The sequence below is a fragment of the Tenggerimyces flavus genome (genome assembly GCF_016907715.1).
Taxonomy (GTDB): domain Bacteria; phylum Actinomycetota; class Actinomycetes; order Propionibacteriales; family Actinopolymorphaceae; genus Tenggerimyces; species Tenggerimyces flavus.
In genome coordinates this window covers 390,673-413,304 of sequence record NZ_JAFBCM010000001.1, presented here as the reverse complement: position 1 = coordinate 413,304, position 22,632 = coordinate 390,673, and the positions used below count along the sequence as shown (strand labels likewise).

Genomic DNA, 22,632 nt, shown 5'->3' with positions numbered 1-22,632 from the left:
CATGCGGTTGAACCGCCCGACGCTCGGCGCCTCCGCACCTCCCGAGTGGTTGTTCAAGGAGACCATCACGTTGTCCGCGCCGGAAAATCAGGCCAACGTGATCGTCTCGAGCGAGGCAGTCTCGCCGACCTTCACCACGTCGAGCTACGCCGACGCGCAGGGACGGCTCCTGAGTACCGAGTTCCCTCACTACACAGAGCATCGGTACGAGGGGGTGCTCCTCTTTGGCGAGCACGTCGGGATGCTCCGAGAGTTCTCCTGGACCCCGCCGGACGGGGTCCGCGTGCGGCAGGTCCAGTGGTACTGCGTGATCGAAGGCCGTGGCTACACAGCGACGGCGACGTCCGTGGAGACGGAGTTCGAGCGACGCAGGACGACTCTCGTCGAGGTCCTGCTGAGCGCCGAGGCCCGTCGATGAGCGACGAGGTGCCGCGTCGCCCGAGGCTGACCGCAGCCGACGCGGTTCCCGTGCTCCAGGCGCGGCGGATGCTCAACCAGTACGGGCAGAGCGACGACGTCCAGTTGATCGACCGGAGACTACGGGGTACCTCGGGAGCACCGGCTGTCGTCGTGGTGGGCGAGGTGAAGCGCGGCAAGAGCACGCTCGTCAACGCGCTCACCGGCGCCGACGTGAGCCCGACCGGTGCGGAGGTCGTGACGGCGAGCGTGGTGGCCATCGTTCCCCCCTCGCCTTCCCTGCCTGAAGGTCGTGCCGAGGTCCTCTACGCCGATCACCGCGACGGCGTACCGGTCGAGCAGGCGACCTCGATGCTTGTCCCGGGAGGAGAGCACAGCACACCGCTCGGCGTCCGGTTCGCGGTGACAAGCCTCTGGGTGCCTGGCGTCGCGCTCGTCGACACCCCTGGCGTCGGCGGGCTCTCCTCAGCCCACGGTCGGCAGGCCCGCCGGGCCGCGGCCGACGCGACCGCGCTGCTGTTCGTCATCGACGGTGGACAGACGCTGACCGCACCCGAGCTCGAGTTCCTGCGCGAGGTCACCGACCACACAGAGAACGTCGTCATCGCGATGACCAAGATCGACCGCAACCCCGGTGGCTGGGAGCAGGTACGCGACGAGAACCGCGCCCTGCTGCGAAAGCACGCCCCCCGCTTCGGCGCTGTGCTGATGCATCCGGTCAGCGCGGCGTACGCCGCGCACGCCCGTTCGCAGCCGGCCGACGTGGCGAAGGCACTCAACGAGGCGTCCGGTATTCCCTTGCTCGCCGACACCCTTCGCCGGCTCGTGGGCGACCAACGACACGTCGCAGTCGTCAACGCGCTGCGCGCCGGACACTCCGGGCTCGAACGTCTCGAAGAGCGCGTCTCGTTGGAGATCCGTGCGCTCTCCAGTGGTGAGGTGCGCGCGGGACTGGAGTCCGAGCAGCAGCGGCTCGCAGCCCTCCAACTGCAGCAGCGCCGCGGCAGGCTCGACCTGGAACGAGACCTCGGTCGCGTCCGCCAGTCGGCTCTGGAGTACCTCAACGAGCGGGCCGACGAGCTCACCGCGCGGATGTCGCGACGCATCCAGCAGGAGAAGCGAGGCATGGGCAACGCGGCCAAAGCCCAGTTCGCCGCCGACCTGGCCGCGGAGCTCGCCATCCTGGCCAACGAGGTCCGGGCCGACACCGCTGGGCGGGTCACCGACCTGGTCGGATCGGCGTTCGGCGCGTTGTTCGACGCCGACGCCGACATCCCCGGCGCCGACATCTCCGTAGGGCTGGCGGACATCCGCATGCGGATCCGCCAACGCGAGACCGTCACCATGAATCCCCTGCTGGACCCGTCGGTGGCGGGCACGGCGTTCATGGGCTCGCACCTCGTCGGGCTCCTCGGCGTCGCGGGGCCTGTCGGCCTGCTGCTGGGCGGTGCCGCCATGGTCGCGATCAACCTCGGCTTCCGGAGCATCCGGCAGGGTCAGCAGGAACTCGCCGGCACGCTGTACGACTCGATCGCCGGCGCGCGTCAGGATCTCACCGCCGCGGTCGACTCGTGGCTGCGCGAGCTGCGACCGGAGCTGCACATCGCGCTCGAGGACCACTTGAAGCGTTCTCTTGCCGCCGTACGCGCAGTCCTGGCCGAGGCGGACCGGGCTGCGCGCGAGGACGAGGCCACGCGGGAGTCGACCGGACAGCGTCTCGAACTCCGCATGGAGGCAGTGCAGGCGAGACGTCGCGCGCTCGAGCAGCGACTGGCAAGGCTCGCGCCCGCGGAACATTCGGCCATCGCCGCGCCTCCAACGAGTACCAGACAGAGGAGCAGATCATGACCGAGACCACCGGCTTCGACACAGAGTTGGACCCTGCGGCGCAGGCTCCGGAGTCCGCGACCATAGCCGGCGAGCCCCTGACCGACGGTGGCGTCACCGAGACCTTCGACAACTCCGGCAACGGCGTTCCCGACCTGGTTCTCGAGCGCCTCACCGACGGGTCACTCGTCGCGGTGAGCGACGAGAACGGCGACCGGCTCGCCGACACCATGGGTGTCGACCTCGACGGCAACGGCGTCTTCGAGCTGATGGTCACCCGGACCGCCGACGGTTACCACGTGAGCGTGGACCAGGGCGCCGACGGCGTCTTCGAGTCCGAGCTGGACCTAAACCGCGAGGAGATGCAGCAGATCGACCCGGGAGTAGTCGAGGCCCTCGACCTGCAGTTCGGGGACTCGGCACAGACGGCGACCGATCCCGTGCCCGAGAGCCCCTTCGTCGTCGACGGCCAGCTTGTCGGCGACCCGGTGGGCGACTCCGAGCACTGGTTTGAGCAAGCGGCCAACGGTTTTTGCGTACCGGCGAGCATCGCGCAGATCGTGTCGGAGTACACCGGGGAGCACAATGGCGACGAGCAGCAGTTCGTGGAGCGAGCGAACGAGCTGAAGGTCTTCGAGGTCGGCCCGAACGGCGTGCCCGGCATCGGCGTCGATGGCGCGCTCGCGCTGCTCGAGGACGCCGGCGTTCCCGCATCCATCGAGTTCGGCACCGGCGTCGAGACCCTCGTGGAGTACCTGGACGAAGGTCGCAGCGTGATGCTCGCCGTGGACAGCGGCGAGATCTGGACGGGCGAGACGACCGAGGACAACGCGCCTGACCACGCCATCGTGGTCACCGGAGTCGACGTCGAGCGCGGGGTCGTGGTCGTCAGTGACCCGGGCGACCCCGAGGGCGACGGCAAGGAGTACCCGATCGACGTTCTCGTCGGTGCCTGGGCCGACTCCGGCTACGCCGCTGTGGTGTGCGACGTGACGCCGGAGGAGTTCGCGGCCACCGCGGCCGGCGTCTCCGCGGACATGGAGCCGGTGGTCGAGACCGCGGCTACGTTGAACGGTGCCGTGCCCGGGTTCGAGTCCAGCGGCGAAACCAACCCGTTCGAGTCGGCGGTCGACTGGGCACTCGACAACCCGTGGGTGATCCTCCCGATCCTCCTCGGCGCCCGGCTGGTCGTCGGCGCTCGGAAGAAGTGATCGGGCCATGTGGACCGGGGAGCTCACCGTCGCGTGGTGGCAGGCCGTACTCGCGCTGATAGCCGCTGCCGGCATCACCGCCCTCGCCATGGTGAGCACCCGGCGTTCCCGGCCCGACGAGTCCGGGGCGGCTCCCGCCCAACTGCGGGATCCTGAGGTGCCGGCACCTCAGGCGGCGCCGGACGCGGACGCCACCCTGCTCACCGAGGGCCTGATCGGAGCGTATGACCTGGCGACCTCCTCGCCTGCGGTCCGTGCCCACGTCGAGCAGGTCCTTCGCCGCGCGGGCGTCGTTCCGCTCGACGCCTCGCCGGGTATGCCGTTCGACCCCGCCGAGCATCTCGCTGTGGGCACCGAGCCGGCCGCTCCGGGACACTTGGGGCAGGTGGCGCACCAGGTTCGCACCGGCTGGAGCAGCCACGGGACCGTGGTACGCCCAGCGGAGGTGGTCGTGTGGACGGCGAGCTGAGGCCACTCCTAGGCCCCCCGGTCGAACCGCCCGAGGACGTCTGGGCGGCTGCCCTCGCGGGTGCGCTGGACGATCCGCGTGAGGCGGGGGAGCTCGCCGCGCTCGTACCCGATTCGGAGGCCGCGACCCCCGAGGTGCTGCCAGCCGAGGCCCTCGACGAGGAGCCCGGCGACCTGGTTGCCGATGAGCCGGAGTGGGCCGCCGAAGAGGGTCCTGACCTCGAGCAGCACGTGGATGGTCCGGGAGACGACGACGCCGGCTGGCTGGCATGACGCCTTCCCTTCGGTCCGCCGTGCTGGCACGGTTGCACCGCCTGTACGACGACGTTGTCCCGCTGCTGTCCGGCGACGACCCGAGTGCCACGGAGGATGCCCGGGCATCCTTGGCCGAACCCTTGCGCCTCGCGGTGGTGGGCAGAGTCAGTTCGGGCAAGTCGACGCTCGTCAACGCACTCGTCGGTCGCCGCATCGCGCCCACCAGCGCGGGGGAATGCACCCGCGTGGTCACCTGGTACCGCTTCGGCGCGCCGGATCGCGCCGACCTGGAGCTCGTCGATGGCAGCATGCGTCCCGTCCGCCTCGCCGGCCAGGGCCTCCCCAACGAGCTCGATGTTCCGGCAGAGAAGGTGTCCCGGCTCGTCGTTCACCTCGCCTCGGGTCCGCTGCGCGACCTCACGCTCATCGACACTCCCGGCCTGGACACGCTGACCGCTGCGAACGATGCTGCGACCCGGCGCGCGATCCTCGGTGCGGGGAAGGCGTCCCAACGTGCGGCCGGTGCGGCCGATGCTCTGCTCTTCCTCATCGGCGATGCGGCACGACGCAGCGACGTCGACTTCTTGGCCGACTTCCGGGCCTCCGCGGGACGGCAGTCCGCGACCGCCCTGAACGCTGTCGGCTTGCTGGCTCAGGCCGACCGCTTCGGAAGCGGCCCGTTCGACCCGCGCGACCCCTTCGACGTCGCCCGCGAGGTGGCGCAGGGGCTCGCGACCACCCACCGAGCCGAGCTGGCCGACGTCCTGCCGGTGTCGGGTCTTCTCGCCGAGACGGCACGCACTGGGCGGATCTCGGAGTCACTGGCCCGTCGCGTCGCCGATCTCGCCGGCGAGGAGGTCCTGGCACTGTCGCTCCGCCGGCAGGACCCCGCGTTGCAGGATCTCTACCGGTTCTTCGGCCCGTACGGCGTCGGCGCCGGACGCGACCAGGCTGCCAACGGGGCCGCACGGTTGAAGTCCTGGTGCCAGGAGGTCTCCGGCATCGCGGACCTCGAGAACGTCGTACGTAGTCGGCTGGTACCGCGCGCCGACCTGCTCAAGGCGAACCGTGCCCTCGGGGTGCTCGCGACTGCTGCCGGACGCGCGGACGACGCCGAGAAGGCGCTCGCTCTGGTGGAGACCGCGACGTTCGATCCCGACCTGCATCCGTTGCAGGAGCTGCGTGCCCTGCACGCGTTGACCAGCGAGGTGCCCGGCTCCCCTCTCGTAGCGCAGTTGAGCCGCTTCGTCGACGACCCGGATCCCGTTGCACTGTTGGGCATTGAGGCCGGCGGACCCGACGAGCTCGCGCTCGCGGCGCGGCGCCGATCAGCGGAAGCGACTCGTACGGCCGCACTCGCAGTTTTCCCGGCAGAGGCCGACGCTGGGCGCGTTCTCGCGCGTTCGTACCAACTGCTCGCCCGCCGGCTCCGTTCCGACGCGGGTGGATGACTCTGGACGTCATCCACTTCTATCGACCGACCGACCCGTGGGGCGAGCTGTCGAACTTCGCGCCCTACCCGCTGCTGATCGACGCCGTCGAGTGGCCGACAAGCGAGCACCTCTTCCAGGCAAGCAAGTTCGCCGATACGCCTTATGCCGAGGAGATCCGTCGGGCACCGAACCCGATGGAGGCGGCGCGCCTGGGGCGTGACCACACCCGAGGGATGCGTAGGGACTGGTACGGAGTGCGCGACGCGGTCATGAAGAAGGCGCTGCTCGCGAAGTTCACCCAGCACGGCGACCTTCGTGCTCTGCTGCTGTCTACCGGCGACGCGCTCCTCGTCGAGCACACCAAGAACGACCGCTACTGGGGCGACGGCGGCGATGGATCCGGCCGCAACCGGCTTGGCCTTCTGCTCATGGAGGTTCGCGAGCAACTGCGCGTCGCGGCGAGCTGACTCAGGGCGTTGTCGTCCTTGTCCAACCTCAGGACGCGGTGTTCCTCTGCGTGCTTCACTTCAGGAACCGGCAGTGGGCCGGACGAAAAGGCCAGGAACCCCATGACTTCCACACTGGTCGAGGCCGAGCTCATCGGTCGGGCACAGGCCGGTGACGAGCACGCGTACGCCGAGCTCGTCGGCCGGCATCGCACTCGCCTGTGGTCGGTCTGCCTCCGCATCACCGGCAATGAATACGATGCCGAGGACGCGCTCCAGGAGGCACTGACTGCCGCCTGGCTGCACCTGGGGAAGTTCCGCAGCGATGCCCGTTTCGGCACGTGGGCTTACAGAATCGCCGCCAACGCGGCATTGGCCGTACTGCGCCGCCGCCGTGACGTCCCCACTGATCTGCTCGACGAGCTCGACCAGCCGGACAGGCAGGACTTCACCGACAGAATGGCCGATCGTGATCGCATCGCCACCGCGCTGGCCGGTCTCGGCGAGCAGTTCCGAGAGGCAATCGTCCTGCGCGAGTACGGCGACCTGACCTACGAGGAGATCGCCGCGCACCAGGGCGTTCCGGTCCAGACCGTGAAGAGCCGTCTGAACCGTGCGCGGACCGCTATCCTCGCCGCGCTGACAGAGAAGGAACGCTCGTGACTCGCCTTGCCTAGGGGAACAAAGTCGGGTCCAGGTAGCTCCAACTCACAGGTGCCGCAAGGTGCGGCCGTTCCACCGAGGAGCCATCGTGACCGAGACATTCGACTACAACAACGACGGCATCGTCGACCACCTGCGCGTTGACACCAACAACGACGGCTTCAACGAAGCGCTGGCGTACGACGCCGATCAAGACGGCCGAATCGAGATCATGGACTACGACACCGACCTGTCCGGCGACGCCGAGATTCGCGTGTTCGACTACCACGAGAACGGCCAGATCGACCAGATCAACGTCGACCAGGACAACGACGGCGTACTCGAGACCCTGACAGTCGACACCAACAACGACGGCGTGGTCGACTCCATGAAGATCGACGCCAACGGCAACAGCATGGACGACCGCGAAGAAGCGGCCGCCGACATGCTCATCGGTCCAGTCACCAACCGCGACCCGATCTCCCAGCTCATCCTCGACCTCGCCGAGGAGACCGGCCAGGTCGTGTACGGGACCCCGGACAGCGACCACGACGGCTGGGACGACAACGAAGACCACCGCCCCGGCGACCCGTTCTACCGTTGACCAGGCCTGCCGGGTCGGAGGGGAGCCGGTGGCGGGATTCGAACCCGCGACCTACCGCTTACAAGGCGGTTGCGCTGCCAATTGCGCCACACCGGCTGGGAGGTGCGGGTCCAGGATATCGGTCACGGTCGGCCGAGCCGGCAGGACGGGCAGAGGGATGGTTTGCGGCCGCGGACCACCAGGCGGTCGAACGGGGTCGTGCACTGGGTGCAGGTCAGGGTCTCGAGGGGACGCGAAACGCCGCCGGTGGGGTCGGCCGGCGGTGCGGAGCCGTCGACGGACGGTACGGCGACCAGCGGGGGCCGCGTCGCTGGGCGCTGAGCGGCGGCTGCGGCATCGAGCTTCGCCAGCCCCTGGTGGCGCCGCTTCAGCAAATCCTCGACGGAGTCCGAACGGGCCGCCGCCGCTCCGTACAGCTCCAGGCCGCGGGTCGTCCACCAGACCACGGCCGGCCAGTCCCGCCGCTTCTGCTGCCGGATCGCCATCTGCCGGTACGTCTCGAGCAGCGGCACCTTGCCCCACTTCTCCAGGAACGCGGCGCAGATCGACTCCATCTCCGCGTCGTGCTGCCCACACGTCACGTCGTACGCGTGCAGCGCGCTCGGGTCCCGCTCTCGCCGCCGATACAGCCGCGACCCCAGCTCCGCGAACTGGAAGTGCCGATCGATCGGGTCCGGATCGGAAGCGAGCAGATCGCGCAGCAGAGCGATCGCATCGACATCGTTCTCCGGCAGCGCGTCGTACCAGGACAGGTCGTACGAGTCGTCGTCCACATCGGTCAGCCACGCCTCGCTGAAGCCCGTCCGCAGAGCAGCAGGATCAAACGCACGCCGCCGCACGCCGAAGTCCGAAGGGTTGTGGTCGAGCCAGACGCCGAGCAGACCGAGGCCGTCGGTACGCAGGCCACCGCCGACGATGACGCCGCCGAGCGCGACGTGGTGCCGGGTCGCGCTGACCAGCGCCCGAAGCCCGCCAATGTACGAAGCGGCCGTCGCACGGTCGAGGTAGCCCACGCGGTGCGACTCGATGCGGACCGAGATCGCGTTCTCGTCGTACGGGTTCTCCGGCTCCGGAACGAGCACCGCCACCACCGCGTGCCGCACCCGCTCACCGCCGGGCACACCACCACAGAGCGACCACAACGCATCCTGGTAGTTGCTCTCCCCGACGACCTCGAGCGACTCCTCGCCCCAGTAGAACTTCGCCATGCTCGGCGGAGAGGACTGCTGAGTACGCCAACGCCGCAACCGCTCCAGCAACGCCATACCTGCCCCTCCCCAGGAACCGCGGCCATGCCTCACAGTGACGAAGCAGTGCCTCAAAGCAACGGTAGGCGCTCAACACCCACCCCGGAGGCAGAACCGGGGAGAAAGGTCAGCGCGAAGCAGACCCGGTAGAGCCACGCACGATCAGCTCCGGCCGGAAGACGTACTCGGCGTGCGGCGCGCCCTGCCCGTTGATCTCGTCGATCAACGCCCGCACAGCCGCCATCCCCATCGCGTGCACCGGCTGCCGCACCGTCGTCAACGGGGGATCGGTGAACGCGATCAAAGGCGAGTCGTCGTACCCCACCACCGACACGTCGCCAGGCACCGACAACCCGCGCTGCCGCACAGCCAACACAGCCCCGAGAGCCATCAGGTCCGACCCGCACACGATTCCCGTCACGCCCTTGGACAGCAGTCGAACGGCCGCCGCCTGCCCACCCTCCACGGAGAACAGCGACATCTCCACGAAGTCGTCGGCCCCAGCACCCACAGCGGACCGGAACGCCGCGAGCTTCCGCCGCACCGGCGTGTACCGATCCGGCCCACAGGCGAAGCCGATCCGCCGATGCCCCAACGACGACAGATGTCCGACCGCCAGCTCGATCGCCACCGTGTCGTCGTTCGACACGAACGGCGCCGACACGGCCTCCACGTACCCGTTCACGAAAACGATCGGCAGCCGCCGCCCCGTCAGCTTCTGGTAGCGCGCGACATCGGTGTGAACGTCGGAGTGCAGCCCTGACACGAACACGATCCCCGACACGCCCCGGTCGAGCAGCATCTCGACGTACTCGTCCTCCGACACCCCGCCCGGCGTCTGAGTGCACAGCACCGGCGTGTAGCCGTGCTGCGCGCACGCGGTCTCGATGACCTGCGCGAACGCCGGAAAGATCGGGTTGTCGAGCTCCGGTACGACCAGCCCCACGAGCCCCGCCGAGCGCTGGCGCAACCTCAGCGGACGCTCGTACCCGAGCACGTCCAAAGCCGTCAGCACCGCCTGGCCGGTCGCCGCACTGACGCCGGAACGTCCGTTCAGCACCCGCGAGACCGTGGCCTCCGAGACTCCGGCCTGAGCCGCGATGTCGGCAAGACGCGCCCGCTTCACAACCGCAATCCTGCCGCAAAGTCAGCAAGGTTCGGGCAAAGCACGTCAGAAACACGTCACGACTGAGTCAAAACGTAGCGACCGGGTTCGGCCCCAGCCGTGACATGGGAGCGATCTCACGACACAATGCGTTAACACTGTGGACCCACACGGGTCACGCGGAAACAGAGCCCTTTGCTCGGACCGTCCGGCACGTTCCTGCCGGTGAAGGGATGGCTACAGCATGGCAACAGTCACGTTCGACAAGGCGTCGAGGACCTATCCAGGTTCCGACAAGCCGGCCGTCGACAAGCTCGATCTCGAGATCAACGACGGCGAGTTCATGGTCCTGGTAGGCCCCTCCGGATGTGGCAAGTCCACGTCCCTGCGCATGCTCGCGGGCCTGGAGGAGATCAACGACGGCGCGGTACGGATCGGCGAGCGCGACGTCACGCACCTGCCGCCGAAGGACCGGGACATCGCGATGGTGTTCCAGAACTACGCGCTCTACCCGCACATGAGCGTCGCGGAGAACATGGGCTTCGCGCTCAAGATGCAGGGTGTCGCCAAGGACCAGCGCCTCAAGAAGGTACGTGAGGCCGCCCAGCTGCTCGGCCTGGAAGAGTTCCTCGACCGCAAGCCGAAGGCGCTCTCCGGTGGTCAGCGCCAGCGGGTCGCGATGGGCCGCGCGATCGTCCGGGAGCCGAAGGTCTTCCTCATGGACGAGCCGCTGTCCAACCTGGACGCGAAGCTGCGTGTCTCCACCCGTACGCAGATCGCCGCGCTCCAGCGCCGTCTCGGCATCACCACGGTCTACGTCACGCACGACCAGACCGAGGCCATGACGATGGGCGACCGCGTCGCGGTGCTCAAGGACGGCCTGCTGCAGCAGACCGACACCCCGCTCAACCTGTACGACAAGCCCAACAACGTCTTCGTCGCCGGCTTCATCGGCTCCCCCGCGATGAACCTGCTCGAGGGCAAGGTCACCGACACCGGTGCCGACGTGGGCGGCTACACGATCCCGATCGAGTCCTCGGTCCGCGGCAAGATCGGCGGCGACTCGACCGTGACCGTCGGGATCCGTCCCGAGGCGTTCCGGATCGTCGGCTCCGGCGACAACGGTCTGAAGGTCGAGGTCGCGGTGGTCGAGGAGCTCGGCGCGGACGCGTACCTCTACGGCCTGCTGGACGGCTCCGGCACCGCCGAGGACCAGAAGGAGATCATCGCCCGGATCGACGCGCGTCGTCCTCCGGAGAAGGGCGTCTCGGTCAAGTTGGCCGCCGACGCCGAGCGGATCCACCTGTTCTCCACGTCGACTGGTGAGCGCCTCACGGTGTAAGCCGGTGTAAGCACTGGCACGAACGACAGGGCCCGGAGGCAGCTTGCCTCCGGGCCCTTCGTCTTGGCACACTGCGGAGTGTCGCCGATGGGGCGCAACGGCCAGTTCGGGCCGGAGGGGCCATGCCCACCCACCGTCCGATGTCCGAACGAGAGCGCGCCCCATGATCGAGAACCTCAAGAAGCAGGCCAAGCAGCTGCTGCGCTGGCACCGGCAGGGCTATCACCCGGTGGCGCAGCGCCTCCGGATCGCGCTGCCGCGGTACGCGTCGGTGAGCGACGGGGAGATCCTCGCCGCCCCGTTCACGCTCGCCCAGGCGCAGGAGCTGCTCGCCCGCGAGCACGGGTTCGACAGCTGGGCGGCGCTCGTGGCCGAAGGGAACGCCATGTCCGAGTCCACCACCTCCCAGGCGACGCCAGCACTCGTCGCCGCCTACCCGCAGCTGTTCGTGCGGAACGTCACCGCGTCCTGCGCGTTCTTCGCCGAACGCCTCGGCTTCGAGGTCGCGTACAAGTACGGCGACCCGCCGTTCTACGCCCTCGTCCGCCGCGGCGGCGCCGCGCTCAACCTCCGCTTCACCGATCGACCGGTCTTCGACCGCGAGACGCTCGTGCACGACAGCCTGCTCGCGGCCAACATCCCGGTGACCGGGGTGAAGGAGCTGTTCCTCGAGTACCAGGCGGCCGGCGTCGAGCTGGTTCAACCGCTGCGACCGCAGCCTTGGGGCACGAGCGACTTCATCGTCGCCGATCCCGACGGCAACCTGCTCTGCTTCGCCGAGGTGGCCTAGTCCGAAGGTTGATACGGGATGCGACCTGCGGCGGATTCGGGTCGCGGGCGCATCCTCGTATCGTGCGGACAGTGTTCTACGGGGATGCGATCGCACTGGCGGTGGGCCTGGCGGCGTTCTGGTGGTTCGCCCGCCGGTTTCGGCAACGACAGCGGGAGATCGTGGGGCGGGAACGGGCCCGCATCGCGCAGGACCTGCACGACCAGCTCGGCCACGACCTCAACCTGATCGCGTTGTCCGCTGGCACGTTGAAGCTCACCGTGCCCGACGAGCACCGGTCGGCCGCGCACGAGGTCCGCGCCCGAGCCGCCGCCGCGGTCGAACGGCTCGGCGAGGTGGTCGGCGTTCTGCGTACGGACGACACGGCTGCCCTCGTCGACGGCGCGCGAAGGGCCGGGCTCGACGTCAGCCTCGACGCCGAGCCCGGGGCGGACGGCCCGGTCGCGCGCCGGGTCGTGCAGGAGGCGCTGACGAACGCGGTCAAGCACGCGCCGGGCGCGCCGGTCATCGTACGAGTCCGCCGGAGCGAAGTCAGGGTGACGAACGGCCTTCCAGGGTTGACCGAACGCGTCGAAGCCGCGGGCGGCGAGCTCGCGTACGGAGCCGGCGGCGGCGGCTTCCACCTCACCGCGCGCGTTCCCGCCACCCCGCCGCCGGAGCCGAACGGGCCGCGACTCGGGCGGCTCGCGTGCGCCGCCGTCGCCGTACCCCTCGCCGTCACCGCGCTGATCGGTGTCGGCACCCGAGCCTGGGAAGCCCACCAGCTCAGCGCGACCGTGCTCGATGCCGCCGCGTACGAGGCCCTCACAGTCGGCCAGGCCAGCGCTCACCCAGACGGCTGCGTGCGTCACGCGATCACGGCCAACCCGTTCGCTGACCGCTACGGCGACACCTACCAGCTCTGCTTCGCGGCAGGCCGACTCGTCTCCAAGCAGGTGAGCGCCGCGTGATCCGCGTCCTTGTCGCCGACGACGAGCCGATGGTCCGCCGCGGCGTGCACTCCGTTCTCGCGACGGCGCCCGACCTCGAGGTGGTCGCCGAGGCCGCCGACGGCCGGCAGGCGGTCGACCTCGCCCACCGGCACCGCCCCGACGTCGCCGTCCTCGACATCCGCATGCCCCGCGTCGACGGCCTCCGCGCCGCCGCCGAGATCCGCCGGACCGTCCCGGCGACGGGCGTGGTGATGCTGACGACGTTCGGCGAGGACGACAACATCCTGCGCGCGTTGGGCGACGGCGCCGCGGGCTTCCTGGTCAAGTCGGGCGAGCCGGAGGAGCTCATCGCCGGTGTCCGCGCGGTGGCTGGCGGCGCCGCGTACCTCTCACCGACGGTCGCCGCCCGCGTCGTCCACCACCTCACCGCCGGGGGAGCGGGCGGCGCGACCGCCCGCCGGCGCGTCGCCGCGCTCACGCCGCGGGAGCGCGGGGTGCTCGCGTTCCTCGCCGCCGGCTCGACCAACGGGCAAATCGCCCGCCGCCTCGGGGTGGTCGAGGGAACGGTGAAAGCGCACGTCAGCGCCGTCCTGACCCGGCTCGGCGTCGGCAACCGGGCCGCCGCGGCCGTCGTCGCGTACGAGGCCGGGCTGCTTCCCGAGGAGCAGCAAGCCCGCGGCGACCACGGCGGCGCCGAGGGCCGCGCCCGCGACCACGTCGTGCGGATAGTGGACGCCGGCGACGACGCGGGCGAGCGCCACCAGCAGGCCCAGCGGTAGCGCGACGGCGGCGAGCCGAGGCCGGAGCATGGCCAACCCGACGGCGATCCCCGCTGCCAGCGTGGCGTGGTTGCTCGGAAACGACCAGTCGCCCACGGGTGGGCAGCCGGCGAGCTCGAGGACGGCGCGACACGGCCGTTCCTCGTCGACGACGAGCTTGAGCCCCTCGCTGAGGCCGTACGCGACCGCGGTTCCCGCGCCGACCCACGCGACGCGAACGATCGCGGGCACGTTCCGCCGGACGGACCACCCGGTCCAGGTCAGCAGCAGGCCGAGGAAGACCAGCAGGGCGTCCGCGGCGTGGTCCCAGGCCGTTCCGAGGAGGAGCGCCCGATACAGGTCCACGCTCAGGCCCTCCCTGGCCGGTCCCTGGGCCAGCAGCGCGATGGCCGTCCCGCCACCGGCCAGGACGGCGATGGCGCCAAGCAGTCGTTTCGTCATGGGGTGGGACGCTAGGAACGCCAGCCGCCCCGAACCCGAGCCGAACGACCAAGTTGGCACCTGGACGTTCGTCAGGGTTGACAGGTGTTTGCCATGATGAATCGTGCGCTTCGTTTCCGTACCCGCCGATCCCGGCATCATCCGCCTGCCGTGGAGCACGCCGCTCATGGACTGGCCGGACGAGCATCTGGTCTCGCTGCCCCGGGGCATCTCGCGACACGTCGTCCGGTTCATCCGGCTCGGCGGCCACGTCTACGCGCTCAAGGAGGCGGAGGAGCGGTACGTCCTCCGCGAGCACCGCCTGCTGCGGGACCTCAACCGGCTCGACGTGCCCTCGGTCGAGGCGGTCGGCGTCGTCCTCGACCGGACGACGCCGGACGGCGAGGATCTGCAGCCGATGTTGTTGACGCGTCACCTATCCTTCTCGCTGCCGTACCGCGCCGTCTTCTCCCAACGCCTCCGCGCCGACACCGTCGAACGGCTCATCGACGCGCTCGCCGCCCTGCTCGTCCGGCTCCACCTCGCCGGCTTCTTCTGGGGCGACTGCTCGCTGTCCAACACGCTCTTCCGCCGCGATGCGGGCGCGTTCGCCGCGTACCTCGTCGACGCCGAGACCGGCGAGCTGCACAACGATCTCTCGCCCGGCCAGCGCAGCCACGATCTCGACACCGCGCACACCAACATCTTCGGTGAGCTGCTCGATCTTCAAGCAGGTGGGCTGGTTCCGGAGGATGTCGACCTGCTCGCCCCAGCCGACTCCGTCGTCGAACGGTACGAACGGCTCTGGGCCGAGCTCACCGAGGCGGAGGAGTTCGACACCGGCGAGCTGCATCGCCTGGACTCGCGGATCCGGCGGCTGAACGACCTCGGCTTCGACGTCGCCGAGCTCGACATCAGCACCGACTTCGACGGCCGGCACATCCGCATCCAGCCCAAGGTGGTCGACGCCGGACACCACGCGCGACGGCTGCTTCGCCTTACTGGCTTGGAGGTTGAGGAGAACCAGGCTCGCCGGCTCCTCAACGACCTCGACGCCTACCGCGCCGGGACCGATCAGCAGGGCGAGGACGAGGAGATCGTCGCGCACGAGTGGTTGACCGGCGTCTTCGAGAAGGTCGTCCAGGCCGTTCCGCATGAGCTGCGCGGCAAGCTGGAGCCGGCCGAGCTGTTCCACGAGGTGCTCGAGCACCGCTGGTACCTCTCCGAGGCCGCCGGCACCGAGATCCCGCTGACGCGCGCGACCCAGTCGTACATCCAGACCGTGCTGCGCAACCGCCCGGACGAGAAGACGCGGCTGCCGTCCGAGGACGACCTGCCGTCGCTCGCGGAGATCGACCCCTAGGGCAATCCGAGGTCCGCGTTGCCGGTGTAGCGGGCGACGGCGTCGGGGTCGAGGCGCAGCCCGAGCCCCGGTTCGGCCGGAATCGCCAGCATGCCTTCGCTGTCGAGCTGCCACGGGTCGCTGACCAGGTCGTCGACGTACGCGGAACCGCCGATGTACTCGACCAGGTCCGTCTCGGGGAGCGCGGCCGCGAGGTGTAGGTCGGCGGCGAGCCCGACCGCGGTGTTCCAGCCGTGCGGGATCAGCCGCACGCCGTGGTCCTGCGCGGCCCAGCCGATCCGGCGCGACTCGCTGAGGCCGCCGACCTTTGTCACGTCCGGCTGCACGATGTCGAACGAACCCGCTTGCAGGAAGGGCAGGAACGACTGCCTTCTCGTCAGCACCTCGCCGCCGGAGATCGGCACGGGCGAGGTCGCCCGCAGTGACGCGAAGTCCTCGGCGGCGTCCGGTTCGAGTGCTTCCTCGAACCAGGCGACGTCGTAGCCGGCGAGCATGGTGGCTGTCCGTCTGGCCCAGGCGAGATCGCCTCGCCAGAACGCGTCGCTGCCGCCGGCGTCGACCGCGAGCAGAGCGTCGTCGCCGATCGCTTCTCTGGCGGCCCGTACGACGGACTCGTCGGTCCTGGCGTCGCGGCGGCCGAACGGCCCCCAGCCAATCTTGAACGCGCGAAAGCCCTGCTCCCGTAGGGATATCAGCTGATCGACCATCTCGGCCGGAGGATCGGTCATGAGCAGCGACGCGTACGGGCGGACCCGCTCGCGATGCCTGCCACCCAGCAGCCGGCCGACGGGTTGCCGCGTGGCTTGGCCGAGGAGGTCCCACAGGGCGATGTCGATGCCGCTGATCGTGTGCGTGATCGCGCCGCCGCGTCCCTGCCAGAACGTGTGCTGATGCAGCTTCTCGGACACGCGCTCCGGCTCGAGCGCGGACTCGCCGATCGCCAACGGGGCAAGGACATCCAGCGACGCTCGGACCAGCGCCTCGCTGGTGAACACACTTCCGACGCCGTACAGGTCCTCGGTGGTGTGCACGACGACGAGCGTGTGGACGTTGTCCTCGGGCGTGAGCTCGGTGGCCCAGCCGCCGGCCGGTGTCGCGCCGCGCAGGCCGGCGCAGCGGATCTCGCGAATCCTCACTGGTGGAAGTCTCTCCGCTCGGCGATCGGCCAGGCGCGCCACTCGTCGACGAACTCGACCAGCGCCGCGACCGTGGTCTCGAAGATGCGTTTGCCCTTCTCCGCGGTGGCTTTCGTCGGATCGCCGTGCACGCCGGTGCTCGTCCAGCGGGACCAGTAGTCGGAGAAGCGGACGGGGAAGTCGTACGTACTGTCGGACGTGACGTACTTGCCGCGCACGTCGTCGTCGGCGACGGCCTGGTCCATGCGGACGCGTTCGGGTGCGACGTGGAGATAGAGCGACGTCTCGAACTCGTCGGCATGTGCGACCACCTCGGTCTCCTTGAACTGCTCGAACTCCTTGCGGGCAAGGGCGAAGTAGTTCACCGCCGCGCAGAGCGCGCTCGTCGTCAAGGTGGTCTTGCGGGCGACGAGGTCGACGAGCGGCGTGTTCGACCCGTGTCCGTTGACGATCAGGATCTTGCTGAAGCCGTGGTGGGCGACGCTCCTGGTGATGTCGGTGCAGAACGCGATGAACGTCTCGGGCTCGATGTGGATCGTGCCGGGGAAGTCGATGTGGTGCTGGTTGAGCCCGTACGGGACCGGCGGCAGGACGAGCACCTTGTCGGGCGCCCGCCTGCCGACCTCGAGGCAGACGGTGTGGGCGAGGAACGCGTCGACGTCGAGCGGCAGGTGCGGACCGTGTTGCTCGGTGGCGCCGGTGGGGAGGAGGACGACTCGTTCCTCGGCGACCGCGGCCTTGACGTCCGGCCAGGTGAGGCGGTCGTACCGGTACTCGGTCATGGCTTTCACGGTAGGCGGGTGGCTTCACGATGGTCAATGGTTGACCATATTCCTTGTACGATTCCGGTCATGACGCTCGACTTCCTGCCCCGGATCACGGCCGACTCGCGGCGGCACGTGATCGTCCGGGCGCTGCGGCACGCGATCGAGGTGGGCTCGCTGGCTCCGGGAGATCGGCTGGTCGAGCGGGATCTCGCGGAGCGGATGGGGATCAGCCGCGGGCCGGTGCGGGAGGCGCTGCGGCAGCTGGAGCAGGAGGGGCTGGTCGTGTCGTACCCGTACCGCGGCACGGTGGTGGCGGAGATCTCGGCCGAGGAAGTCGAGCACCTGCTGGTGCCTCTCCGGCTGGTCCTCGCGCGCTTCGCCGTCCGGCACGCGCTGGCCCGGCTGACCCCCGCGGACCTGTCGACGCTGGCCTCGTTGGCGTCGTCGATGCGCGCGGCGGCTCGTGTGGGGGATCGGGCTGTGGTGGTGGAGACGGACGTGGCGTTCCACGAGCTGTTGTTGGAACGGGCTGAGCAGCCGCACGCGCTGCAGGTCTGGCGCACGATCGCTCCTCGGGTCCGGGCGTACTTCCACCGCGACACGGGGCGGTACGAGACGTTGGAGGAGATCGCCGACGGCCACGACGAACTCCTCGCCGCGCTCCGCGGCGGAGACCTGGGAGAGGTGGAAGCGGTACTGGCTCGCCATATCGAGGAGACCCTCGACCTGGGCGGCAGTGGTGCCTCACACGGCCAGTGACCCCTCTACCTGGCGTCTACCCGGCGTAAAGGGGCCAATGATCATGTAAACATGATCATTGGCCGGGGGTGAGGTGGGTGACGACCTTGCGGCTGATCCGTTCCAGTGTCGCCAGCTCTTGCTTGGTCAGCAGGTCGATCAGGTTCGTCCGTACCGACTCCACATGTCCCGGTGCCGCGGCTTCGAGGGCTCGGCGGCCGGCGCGGGTGAGGGTGACGGTCGAGCCGCGGCCGTCGCTCTCGCTGCCCGAACGTTCCACCAGCCCGCGCTGCTCCATCCGCGTCACCTGGTGCGACACCCGGCTCCGCGACCAGAGCAGCCGCTCCGCCAGCCGGTTCACCCGATAGAGCTGCCCGGGCGTCTCCGACAGGGTCGACAGCACGTCGTAATCCGGCTCGGACAGCCCCGAGCCGTCCGCCAGGTCCCGATACACCTGCAGGTTGAGCAGGCCGATCATGCGGCGGAATCCACGCCACGCGCGGTCTTCCGCCTCGTCCAGCCACCGCGGCTCTGTCATGCGACCGAACGATACCAACTTTAGTTGACGTGTCACCTAACCCGAGACAATATAGGTGACGTGTCACCTAAATCGCGTCTCGCGCCCCGGATCGTCGCCCTCGGCGGCGGTCTCCTCCTGTTCGGCGTCTCCATCGGCCTGATGGTGCGCGCCAACCTCGGCCTTGGCCCGTGGGACGTCCTCCACCAGGGCCTCGCCGAGCGCACTGGCGTCTCGATGGGGTGGATCGTGAACGGCACCGCCGTCCTCGTCCTCCTCGCCTGGATTCCCCTCCGCGAACGCCCCGGCATCGGCACGCTCTGCAACGTGCTGCTGATCGGCCCGTTCGTCGACCTCACCCTCGCGGTCCTCCCCGAACAGACCAACCTCCCGCTCCGCATCGCCCTCCTCGTCGCGGGCATCGTCGGCCTCGCCGCGGCCACCGGGCTGTACGTTGGCGCCGGCTTCGGGCCCGGCCCACGCGACGGCTTGATGACCGGCCTCGCCAAGCGCGGCCACTCGATCCGCGTCGTCCGCACAGCTATCGAGATCGCCGTCCTCATCATCGGCTGGCTGCTCGGGGGCACGGTCGGCATCGGCACGCTGCTGTTCGCGCTCACGATCGGTCCACTCGTCCACCACCTCGCGCCGAGACTCGCGATCGTTCCGATCGATTCTCCCAACCCAGTAAGGAAGAAGGCATGATCACGTTCGGCCTTGCCATCCCGCCAGGCGCTGAGCAAGACAGCGATCCCATCGGCCTCGCGCAGCAGGCCGAGGAGCTCGGGTTCGACTTCGTCGGGATGTCCGACCACCCGTGCGGGACCGATCCGACGTACGAGAGCTGGACCGTCCTGTCCTGGATCGCCGCCGCGACGAGCCGGATCCGCGTCGGCCCACGCGTGCTCGGCGTCCCGTACCGGTCGCCCGCGCTGGTCGCGAAGATGGCGGAGACGTTCGACCGACTCTCCGGCGGCCGGCTGATCCTGGGACTCGGCGGCGGCTCGGCAGACTACGAGTTCCGCGCGTTCGGGCTCGGCGTGCCGACGCCGCGCGAGAAGGTCGACGGCATGGAGGACGCGATCCGGATCGCGCACGGCCTCTGGAGCGAGAGCGCGTTCACCTACGAAGGCAACCGCTACCGCACCGAGTTGGCCGACGTCGAGCCCAAGCCTGAACGGAGCATCCCGATCTGGCTCGGTACGTACGGACCTCGCGCGCTCGCGATCACGGGCAAGCTGGCCGACGGCTGGATCCCGTCGTACGGGTCCGCGCCGCCCGACCAGATCCCCGTGCTCCGCGACCGACTCTTCAAGGCCGCGACCGATGCCGGCCGCGACTCCGACGAGCTCACCTGTGCGTACCACGTCCCCGTCGCCGTCAACCCGGCCACGCCACCCGGCGATGGCGTGGTCAGCGGCACGCCGGAGGAGGTCGCCGCCCAGCTCAACGCGTTCACCAAGCTCGGCTTCACCGCCTTCAGCCTGTCCCCGGTCGGCGACGTCGCCGCTCAGGCGGACGTCCTCGCCCGCGAGGTCGTCCCGCTCGTCCAGGGCTCCGGCAGGTTGGTGCCGTAGGCCTGGTGTGACGCCCGCGGCGCCGGGACAATGTGGACACATGGTGACCAGACGGCAAGTTCTCGCGACGGCCGCCGGCGTCGCGGCGGTCTCGGCGTTGCAGCTCCGGCCCGCGTACGCCGACTACACGATGAACGTGAACCCGCAGTCCAACTGGGGCACCTGGGAGGGCTGGGGCACGTCGCTATGCTGGTGGGCCAACGTGTATGGCACGCAGGACCTGCTCGCCGACATCCTGTTCACCCGCGACACCGTGCCGTACGACGGCCAGCAACTGCCCGGGCTCGGCATGAACATCGCGCGTTACAACGCTGGTGGCTGCACGACGGTCCCGATCAACGGCGAGTCGATGGTCGCGTCGCCTAGAATTCCGTCCTGGAAGCAGATTCAGGGCTTCTGGCTCAACTGGTCCAGCGCCGACCCAGCGAGCTCCAGCTGGAACTGGACCGTCGACGCGCCGCAGCGGGCGATGCTCGCGAAGGCGCGCGACCGGGGCGCCAACCTGCTCGAGCTGTTCTCGAACTCGCCGCTGTGGTGGATGTGCATCAACCACAACCCGTCCGGCGCGGCCAACGGTGGCGACAACCTGCAGTCGTGGAACTACCAGCAGCACGCTGTGTATATGGCGACCGTGGCGAAATATGCCCACGACCATTGGGGAATCGCCTTCGACAGCGTCGACGCGTTCAACGAGCCGGCGGCCGACTGGTGGCGAGCGGACGGTACGCAGGAGGGGTGTCACGTCAGCCCGTCGATCCAGGCACAGGTGATCGGACACCTCCGTTCGGAGCTGGACAACCGCGGGTTGACAGGTGTCGCCGTGGCGGCGTCGGACGAGAGCCTGTACGACCAGGCGCGGTCGACCTGGGCGAGTTTCTCCAGTGCCACAAGGGCAAAGGTCGGTCGGGTCAACGTTCACGGCTATCAGTACGAGGGCGGCCGGCGGGACCTGCTGTTCAACGAGGTGTCCGCCGCGGGCAAGCCGTTGTGGCAGTCGGAGTACGGCGACGGCGACGGCATCGGGATGAAGCTGGCGCGCAACCTCACGTACGACCTGCGCTGGCTGCATCCGACCGCGTGGGTGTACTGGCAGGCGCTCGACGGGCTCGAGTGGGGCCTGATCTTCTGCGACGAGAACGCGGGGACGTTGGGGCAGGTCAACCCGAAGTACTTCGTGTTCGCGCAGTACTCCCGGCACATCCGCCCGGGCATGCGGATCCTCGACCCGGGCGACGGCAACACAGTCGCCGCCTACGACGCCACCGCACGCCGGCTGGTGCTGGTGACGGCGAACTTCGACACCGGCCAGTGGATCAACTACGACCTCTCCCGCTTCTCCTCCGTCGGCGGGGGCGTGCGGCGGTGGATGACGACGACGGACGCGGGTGGGGAGCGTTACGTCGCGCATCCGACGGACACGGTGCTGGACGGAAAGCGGTTCTGGTCCTGGTTCCCGGCCCACACGGTGCAGACGTTCGAGATCGACAACGTGTCGTTGTAGCGCTGCCGCAAGATCGGAGATGAACGGGGGACGGCGGCGGCCTAGCATCGGGGCATGAGAGTCAAGCTGGCCGGGATCTTCGTGGACGATCAGGAGCGTGCCCGGGCGTTCTATACAGAGAAGCTGGGCTTCCAGGTGAAGACGGACGCGCCGTACAGCGAGACCGCGCGGTGGCTGACCGTGGTCTCGGCCGACGACCCGGACGGGACCGAGCTCCAGCTGGCGCCGTTGAACGATGCCGCTCGGACGTTCCAACAGGCGCTGTACTCCGCCGGCCAACCGGCGACCGCGCTGGCATCGGAAGACTGCAAGGCGGACTACGACCGCCTCCTGGCAGCCGGCGTGACCTTCACCCTCGAACCCACCACCATGCCCTACGGCGGCACGGATGCCGTCTTCGACGACACCTGTGGCAACCTGATCTGCATCCACCAAGAGTGACCCGTCCCCAGGCCGTCGTCTTCGACCTCTACGAGACCCTCGTCACTGAGTTCGACCCGTCATGGCAGGCCAAACCGACGACGGCAGACCGGCTCGGAGTCGATGCCGACGTCTTCGAGCGGGGTTGGCGCGCCCGGCGAGACGAGCGCATGACCCGCCCGATCGACTTCCGCGAGATCCTGCGCGACCTTTCCCCGGAAGCAGACGACCAGGTGATCGAGGCGCTCTACCAGGAGCGCCTCGCAGCCAAGGCGGCGCCACTGTTGAACGTCGAGCAACTCATCCTTGACACGCTCGGTCGCCTGAAGGCGGACGGACTGGGCATCGGTCTGATCAGCAACTGCTCGACGGAGGAGGTCGCTGCCTGGCATCGGAGTGCACTCGCCCCACTGGTCGACGAGGCGGTGTTCTCCTACCAGGTGGGGTGCGCGAAGCCCGATCCCGCGATCTACGCCCTCGCCTGCCGGCGGCTCGGTGTGGCACCGCGTGACGCGGTGTTCGTGGGTGATGGCGGGAGTGACGAACTCAGCGGGGCCGCGGCCTGCGGGATGCGCGCGTACTGTGCCGGGTGGTTCCTCGACCGTTGGCCGACCAGGCGACCCGTCGACGGCTTCCGGAGGCTGGGGAGTCCGGCGGAGGTGCTCGACGTCCTGCTCTGACGCACTACGATGCCG

General features: G+C 69.3%; 25 protein-coding genes, 1 tRNA gene and 1 pseudogene. 20 read left to right on the top strand and 7 right to left on the bottom strand.

Annotated elements, in window-relative coordinates; genetic code table 11:
* The first annotated feature begins 1 nt into the window (after position 1).
* The 9 genes from JOD67_RS02120 to JOD67_RS02080 all read left to right on the top strand — a co-directional run bounded on the left by JOD67_RS02120 (position 2) and on the right by JOD67_RS02080 (position 7,303).
* A complete protein-coding gene (locus tag JOD67_RS02120) occupies positions 2 to 418 on the top strand; it encodes a DcrB/PsbP domain-containing protein (protein WP_205114394.1) in 417 nt (138 codons plus the stop codon).
* Positions 415 to 2,265: a dynamin family protein gene (locus tag JOD67_RS02115; RefSeq protein WP_205114393.1), complete on the top strand. Its 1,851-nt coding sequence runs from the start codon at positions 415 to 417 to the stop codon at positions 2,263 to 2,265. Before JOD67_RS02120 ends, JOD67_RS02115 begins: the two co-directional genes overlap by 4 nt.
* Positions 2,262 to 3,455, top strand: coding sequence for a C39 family peptidase (locus JOD67_RS02110; RefSeq protein WP_205114392.1), 1,194 nt, complete (start codon positions 2,262 to 2,264; stop codon positions 3,453 to 3,455). Before JOD67_RS02115 ends, JOD67_RS02110 begins: the two co-directional genes overlap by 4 nt.
* A 7-nt stretch (positions 3,456 to 3,462) precedes the next feature.
* Positions 3,463 to 3,924: a nucleotide exchange factor GrpE gene (locus tag JOD67_RS02105; RefSeq protein WP_205114391.1), complete on the top strand. Its 462-nt coding sequence runs from the start codon at positions 3,463 to 3,465 to the stop codon at positions 3,922 to 3,924.
* Complete coding sequence (locus tag JOD67_RS02100; protein WP_205114390.1) at positions 3,909 to 4,196, top strand: hypothetical protein; 288 nt, start codon at positions 3,909 to 3,911, stop codon at positions 4,194 to 4,196. The genes JOD67_RS02105 and JOD67_RS02100 overlap by 16 nt, the downstream gene beginning before the upstream one ends.
* Positions 4,193 to 5,629, top strand: a complete 1,437-nt coding sequence (locus JOD67_RS02095) for a dynamin family protein (protein ID WP_205114389.1) — start codon at positions 4,193 to 4,195, stop codon at positions 5,627 to 5,629. The genes JOD67_RS02100 and JOD67_RS02095 overlap by 4 nt, the downstream gene beginning before the upstream one ends.
* Positions 5,626 to 6,078 (top strand): riboflavin biosynthesis intermediates N-glycosidase, encoded by a 453-nt coding sequence (ybiA, locus tag JOD67_RS02090; protein WP_205114388.1) that lies wholly within the window; start codon positions 5,626 to 5,628, stop codon positions 6,076 to 6,078. The genes JOD67_RS02095 and ybiA overlap by 4 nt, the downstream gene beginning before the upstream one ends.
* Before the next feature lie 102 nt (positions 6,079 to 6,180).
* Positions 6,181 to 6,720 (top strand): RNA polymerase sigma factor, encoded by a 540-nt coding sequence (locus JOD67_RS02085; protein WP_205114387.1) that lies wholly within the window; start codon positions 6,181 to 6,183, stop codon positions 6,718 to 6,720.
* Positions 6,721 to 6,808: 88 nt separating this feature from the next.
* On the top strand, positions 6,809 to 7,303 hold the full coding sequence (locus tag JOD67_RS02080; protein ID WP_205114386.1) for a hypothetical protein: 495 nt from the start codon (positions 6,809 to 6,811) through the stop codon (positions 7,301 to 7,303).
* Positions 7,304 to 7,326: 23 nt separating this feature from the next.
* On the opposite strand, the gene JOD67_RS02075 is transcribed toward JOD67_RS02080, so the two are convergent.
* From JOD67_RS02075 to JOD67_RS02065, 3 genes are all read right to left on the bottom strand, one after another.
* A tRNA-Thr gene (locus tag JOD67_RS02075) sits at positions 7,327 to 7,399 on the bottom strand.
* A gap of 26 nt (positions 7,400 to 7,425) precedes the next feature.
* Positions 7,426 to 8,568, bottom strand: a complete 1,143-nt coding sequence (locus JOD67_RS02070) for an HIRAN domain-containing protein (RefSeq protein ID WP_205114385.1) — start codon at positions 8,566 to 8,568, stop codon at positions 7,426 to 7,428.
* A 109-nt stretch (positions 8,569 to 8,677) separates the two neighbouring features.
* Positions 8,678 to 9,676, bottom strand: coding sequence for a LacI family DNA-binding transcriptional regulator (locus JOD67_RS02065; RefSeq protein ID WP_307782241.1), 999 nt, complete (start codon positions 9,674 to 9,676; stop codon positions 8,678 to 8,680).
* A gap of 223 nt (positions 9,677 to 9,899) precedes the next feature.
* On the opposite strand from JOD67_RS02065, the gene JOD67_RS02060 reads away from it, so the two are divergent.
* The 4 genes from JOD67_RS02060 to JOD67_RS02045 all read left to right on the top strand — a co-directional run bounded on the left by JOD67_RS02060 (position 9,900) and on the right by JOD67_RS02045 (position 13,498).
* Positions 9,900 to 10,997, top strand: a complete 1,098-nt coding sequence (locus JOD67_RS02060; protein ID WP_205114384.1) for an ABC transporter ATP-binding protein — start codon at positions 9,900 to 9,902, stop codon at positions 10,995 to 10,997.
* 163 nt (positions 10,998 to 11,160) lie between these two features.
* Positions 11,161 to 11,787: a bleomycin resistance protein gene (locus tag JOD67_RS02055; RefSeq protein WP_205114383.1), complete on the top strand. Its 627-nt coding sequence runs from the start codon at positions 11,161 to 11,163 to the stop codon at positions 11,785 to 11,787.
* A gap of 62 nt (positions 11,788 to 11,849) precedes the next feature.
* A complete protein-coding gene (locus JOD67_RS02050; protein WP_205114382.1) occupies positions 11,850 to 12,737 on the top strand; it encodes a sensor histidine kinase in 888 nt (295 codons plus the stop codon).
* Complete coding sequence (locus JOD67_RS02045; protein WP_205114381.1) at positions 12,734 to 13,498, top strand: response regulator; 765 nt, start codon at positions 12,734 to 12,736, stop codon at positions 13,496 to 13,498. The genes JOD67_RS02050 and JOD67_RS02045 overlap by 4 nt, the downstream gene beginning before the upstream one ends.
* Here JOD67_RS02045 and JOD67_RS42335 read toward each other — a convergent pair.
* Positions 13,445 to 13,939, bottom strand: a pseudogene (locus JOD67_RS42335) (phosphatase PAP2 family protein); the annotation flags it as partial. The gene JOD67_RS02045 and the pseudogene JOD67_RS42335 sit on opposite strands and share 54 nt — an antisense overlap.
* A gap of 103 nt (positions 13,940 to 14,042) precedes the next feature.
* Here JOD67_RS42335 and JOD67_RS02035 point away from each other — a divergent pair.
* A complete protein-coding gene (locus JOD67_RS02035) occupies positions 14,043 to 15,281 on the top strand; it encodes a DUF4032 domain-containing protein (RefSeq protein ID WP_307782240.1) in 1,239 nt (412 codons plus the stop codon).
* Here the strand turns inward: JOD67_RS02035 and JOD67_RS02030 are convergent.
* Positions 15,278 to 16,417, bottom strand: a complete 1,140-nt coding sequence (locus JOD67_RS02030) for a mandelate racemase/muconate lactonizing enzyme family protein (protein WP_205114380.1) — start codon at positions 16,415 to 16,417, stop codon at positions 15,278 to 15,280. The two genes, JOD67_RS02035 and JOD67_RS02030, sit on opposite strands and share 4 nt — an antisense overlap.
* Entirely contained in the window at positions 16,414 to 17,199 is a 786-nt protein-coding gene (locus tag JOD67_RS02025; RefSeq protein ID WP_205114379.1) for a creatininase family protein, read from the bottom strand. The genes JOD67_RS02030 and JOD67_RS02025 overlap by 4 nt, the downstream gene beginning before the upstream one ends.
* A 69-nt stretch (positions 17,200 to 17,268) precedes the next feature.
* Here JOD67_RS02025 and JOD67_RS02020 point away from each other — a divergent pair, with 69 nt between their 5' ends.
* A complete protein-coding gene (locus tag JOD67_RS02020; protein ID WP_205114378.1) occupies positions 17,269 to 17,943 on the top strand; it encodes a GntR family transcriptional regulator in 675 nt (224 codons plus the stop codon).
* A 55-nt stretch (positions 17,944 to 17,998) separates the two neighbouring features.
* On the opposite strand, the gene JOD67_RS02015 is transcribed toward JOD67_RS02020, so the two are convergent.
* Positions 17,999 to 18,460 (bottom strand): MarR family winged helix-turn-helix transcriptional regulator, encoded by a 462-nt coding sequence (locus JOD67_RS02015; RefSeq protein ID WP_205114377.1) that lies wholly within the window; start codon positions 18,458 to 18,460, stop codon positions 17,999 to 18,001.
* A gap of 60 nt (positions 18,461 to 18,520) precedes the next feature.
* Between JOD67_RS02015 and yczE the strand changes: the two genes are divergently transcribed.
* The 5 genes from yczE to JOD67_RS01990 are packed head-to-tail and all read left to right on the top strand — an operon-like array spanning position 18,521 to position 22,617.
* On the top strand, positions 18,521 to 19,144 hold the full coding sequence (gene yczE / locus JOD67_RS02010; RefSeq protein ID WP_307782239.1) for a membrane protein YczE: 624 nt from the start codon (positions 18,521 to 18,523) through the stop codon (positions 19,142 to 19,144).
* Positions 19,141 to 20,016 carry an LLM class flavin-dependent oxidoreductase gene (locus JOD67_RS02005; RefSeq protein ID WP_205114375.1) on the top strand — a complete coding sequence of 292 codons (876 nt, stop codon included), beginning with the start codon at positions 19,141 to 19,143 and terminating at the stop codon, positions 20,014 to 20,016. Before yczE ends, JOD67_RS02005 begins: the two co-directional genes overlap by 4 nt.
* A 43-nt stretch (positions 20,017 to 20,059) precedes the next feature.
* Positions 20,060 to 21,517, top strand: coding sequence for a glycoside hydrolase (locus JOD67_RS02000; protein WP_205114374.1), 1,458 nt, complete (start codon positions 20,060 to 20,062; stop codon positions 21,515 to 21,517).
* Between the two features lie 54 nt (positions 21,518 to 21,571).
* Positions 21,572 to 21,958, top strand: coding sequence for a VOC family protein (locus tag JOD67_RS01995; protein WP_205114373.1), 387 nt, complete (start codon positions 21,572 to 21,574; stop codon positions 21,956 to 21,958).
* Positions 21,955 to 22,617 carry an HAD family hydrolase gene (locus JOD67_RS01990; protein WP_205114371.1) on the top strand — a complete coding sequence of 221 codons (663 nt, stop codon included), beginning with the start codon at positions 21,955 to 21,957 and terminating at the stop codon, positions 22,615 to 22,617. The genes JOD67_RS01995 and JOD67_RS01990 overlap by 4 nt, the downstream gene beginning before the upstream one ends.
* Positions 22,618 to 22,632 lie beyond the last annotated feature (15 nt).